Origin of the sequence: Kineococcus esterisolvens (genome assembly GCF_050871405.1) — a bacterium.
Lineage (GTDB): Bacteria > Actinomycetota > Actinomycetes > Actinomycetales > Kineococcaceae > Kineococcus.
In genome coordinates this window covers 1-3,474 of record NZ_JBJLRI010000134.1, presented here as the reverse complement: position 1 = coordinate 3,474, position 3,474 = coordinate 1, and the positions used below count along the sequence as shown (strand labels likewise).

General features: G+C 74.9%; 3 protein-coding genes. 1 reads left to right on the top strand and 2 read right to left on the bottom strand.

All coding sequences use genetic code 11. The annotated features are described in order from the left end of the window. Positions 1–337: 337 nt before the first annotated feature. The gene (locus ACRYR8_RS21010; protein ID WP_432483800.1) at positions 338–1,957 is read left to right on the top strand and encodes a methyl-accepting chemotaxis protein; all 1,620 of its coding nucleotides are present in this window, start codon (positions 338–340) and stop codon (positions 1,955–1,957) included. A 335-nt stretch (positions 1,958–2,292) separates the two neighbouring features. Here the strand turns inward: ACRYR8_RS21010 and ACRYR8_RS21005 are convergent, their stop codons facing one another. Both ACRYR8_RS21005 and ACRYR8_RS21000 read right to left on the bottom strand, forming a co-directional pair. Beyond that, positions 2,293–2,709 carry a hypothetical protein gene (locus ACRYR8_RS21005; RefSeq protein ID WP_432483799.1) on the bottom strand — a complete coding sequence of 139 codons (417 nt, stop codon included), beginning with the start codon at positions 2,707–2,709 and terminating at the stop codon, positions 2,293–2,295. A 160-nt stretch (positions 2,710–2,869) separates the two neighbouring features. Then, the coding region (locus ACRYR8_RS21000) for an LGFP repeat-containing protein (protein WP_432486214.1) at positions 2,870–3,474 on the bottom strand (605 nt) is incomplete at its 5' end.

The following is a 3,474-nucleotide window of genomic DNA, read 5'->3' as shown; positions in this document are numbered from 1 at the left end:
GCGCCTGGTGGCTCGGGGATGGGCCACCAGACGCGACACCGCACCTCGCCGCGGGCCGGCTGCCGACGCGCTTCGAGGCGGTGCCCGACAGGCGCTCGCAGCAGGTCCCGGGCACGAGGGAACCCCCGGGCCGTGGGCCGGTCCGGGCGGCACCTCGAGCCCTCGGCTCGACGTCCAGAGGCGCCACGCACGGGCCACCCCTGCTCGACGGCTGTCGAGGGCCTGCCGGACGCCCCGAGCGGCGTGCCGGGAAGGGACCGTTCCCGGCACACCGCCCCGGTCGGGTACCTCCACCGGCGCCCTACAGCGCGGGGCCTGCCGTGTCGAAGACCAGGCGGTGACCGTCCTGCGCGAGCTCCGTCTCGGCCACCGCCTCGCCGCCTGCTTCTGCGTCCTCGTCCTGATGCTGCTGGCGGTGATGGTCGCCGGGCTGAGCGCGAGCGCCTCCCAGGGCGCGGCCGCCGAGCGGTTGCAGACGCAGCAGCGCTTCGGCGCGGCCGCCCACGACGCCAAGTACGCCGCGGCCGACCTCAACGGCTGGCAGACCGCCTACGCCTTCGACGTCGTGCGCGGCACGGCCGGTGCGGCCGAGGACGGCGCCGGTGCGCGCAAGGCCTACCTGGAGGCCGCCGACCGCTTCGAGGAGGCGCTGGCGGAACTGGCCGAGCGCAGCACGGTCGCCGAGACCGACGACGACGTGCGGCAGATCAGCGACCTCTACGACCGCTTCGCCGCCGTCGACGAGGAGGTCGCCGCCGCCTACCGCACCGGTGATCCCGCTGCCGCCGACGCCGCGACCGCCCGGGTGATGGGTGAGGCGATCGAGGTGTACGAGGCCATGAGGACCCTGCTCGACGAAGTCGTCGCCGACGCCGACCTGGCGTTCGGCGCAGCGCGGGCCGACGCCGCGACCGCGGAGCGCCGGGGCGCGGTGCTGATGTGGACGATGGGCGCCGTCGGCGTCGTCGCCTCGGTGGTGCTGGCCACGCTGGTGACCCGTTCCGTGACCCAGCCGGTGGCGCGGGTGCGCGATCGCCTGGTGCTGCTGGCCCAGGGCGACCTGGCGACCCCCGTCCAGGTGCAGGGACGCGACGAGGTCGCCGAGATGGCCGGCGCTCTGCAGCAGGCCGTGGGCGACCTCACCGCCACGGTGCGCCGCATCAGCGGCAACGCCGCCACCCTGGCCTCCTCCTCCGAGGAGCTGACCACCGTGGCCACCCAGCTGTCCTCCGGTGCCGAGGAGTCCGCCACCCAGGCCCAAGTGGTCTCCGCGGCCACCGAGGAGATCAGCGCCAACATCGGCACCGTGGCCGCCGCCGGGAACCAGATGAGCTCGGCGATCCGCGAGATCGCCACCTCCACCGCCGAAGCCTCCTCCACCGCCGCCGACGCCGTCTCGGCCGCCTCGGCGGCCGGGGACACCCTGGAGCGCCTGTCGGCCTCCAGCCGCGAGATCGGTGAGGTCGTCAAGCTGATCACCTCCATCGCCGAGCAGACGAACCTGCTGGCGCTCAACGCCACGATCGAGGCGGCGCGGGCGGGGGAGATGGGCAAGGGCTTCGCGGTGGTGGCCGGGGAGGTCAAGGAGCTGGCGCAGCAGACGGCGCGGGCCACCGAGGAGATCGTCGGTCGGGTCGACGCCGCCCAGACGGATGCGGCCTCGGCGGCGGCGGCGATCAGCGAGATCACCGGGGTGATCGCCCGCATCGACGCCCTGCAGTCGACCATCGCCGCCGCGGTGGAGGAGCAGTCGGCGACCACCTCGGAGATGGTGCGCAACGTCACCGAGGTCTCCACCGGCAGCCAGGAGATCGCCTCCAACATCTCCGGCATCGCCGCCGCCGCGGACCAGACCACCGCCGGGGCGACGCACACCGCCACCACCGCCGGTGAGGTCTCACGCACCGCGGCGGAGTTGAAGGATCTGGTGGCCACCTTCACCCTGCCCCGGGACTGAGCCGGACCCACCCCCGGAACGGCCACCCAGTGGTCCTGGGCCACCGGTGCGCACCTGGCGCGCAGGGCCGTCCGTGACGCGTGGGCGGCGCGGCGACTTCGAGGCTCGTGACGGGTGCCCCCTGCTGACCGGCGGGCCGGCTTCCCCTCGACCGCGCCCACCGCTGCGCCTGCGTGGACGTCGCGCGCGCGACGACGCGGGATCGACGTCGCTCCCGGCAGCAGCCGACTGGGCCGTGGCCGCCCGCCCGGTGTGCGCTCCCCGACCTCGAAGCTGACGTCCCGCGGGTCCACGCCCTCGCTGCGCGTTCCGCGCTGACGCGCCGAGCCGGCCGTTCAGGCCGACAGCGTGCGCGCGACGTCCCACGCATGGTGGTGGGCGTCGTGGGCGTTGTTGCCGGCCACGTCGACCGCGCGCTGCTGCCCGCGCGTGGCGTGCAGCAGGACCGCACCGGCGTCCACCGCCTCGGTGAGCACCTGGACCCACGCCGTGGCGCTCTGCTCCAGCGACCACAGCGCCGCCGGCAGCGGGATCTGCTCGTAGCCGCGGGCAGCGGCCAGCGCGTCCGGGTCGTAGCCGCCCACGTGCGGATCTGCTCCGCGCAGGACACCGGCGACCCGCTCGGCCCAGGAGCGCAGGTTGTCCCCGACGTGGCACACGTAGCCGGTGACCGACCAGGCCAGCTCGGGGTGGCGCTCGACGCCGGTGCAGCCCCGGAGCAACCGCGCGTACCGCTGCGGCACCCCGCGCACGTGCTCGATGCTCCTCGCAGCACCGGCGGGCCAGGTCCAGCCGCACTGCGCACACGGATCGCCGTACAGGCGAGCTCCCCACGGTTCCACGGACCCGTGATCATAGAGCGGCGCGGCAGCGGCGGTGCCGCACCGGGTGCGCGGTCACGGCGGGAGGGGATCAGCGCACGGTCACGCGACCGTCGCCGGCCCGCCACGTGATGCTGCCGCCGGTGAAGTCGCTGCGCCGGCCGCCCGCGACGTCGTACTCGTCACTGCTGGGGTAGCCCAGCCGGCCGGTCTCCCAGCCCTGGCGCGCCCACGCGTCGCGGATCGCCCCCAGCACCACGCGCGCGCCCGTGCGCGGCGAGAAGTAGATCGAGCCGCCCTCGAAGTGGTTGAACGCCCCGCCCGGCAGGGCGATCTCGTCCGTCAGCGGGTACCCCAGGAAGGAGTTCTCCCAGCCCAGGGAGGCGTACTTCTCGCGGATCAGGCCCTTGACCACGTGCGTGCCGGTGCCGGGGTGCGAGTAGATCGACCCCACCTCGTAGTGCCGGTAGCGCCCACCGCCGCGCGCGGGACCCTCCGCGCGCGTGGCGGCACCCAGGTGGGCGGCGCCGCCGAGCTGGTCGTACTTGGTGTCGACGGCGCTGCGGGACCCGCCGGAGCCCGTGATCTGGGCGACGCGGGTGCGGATGCTGTCCATCTTGGCGAAGCCGGCGTTGCCGGGGCAGGCGGTGTAGCCGACGTCGCGGTGGGCGTTGATGGTGCGCAGGGTGACGCTGG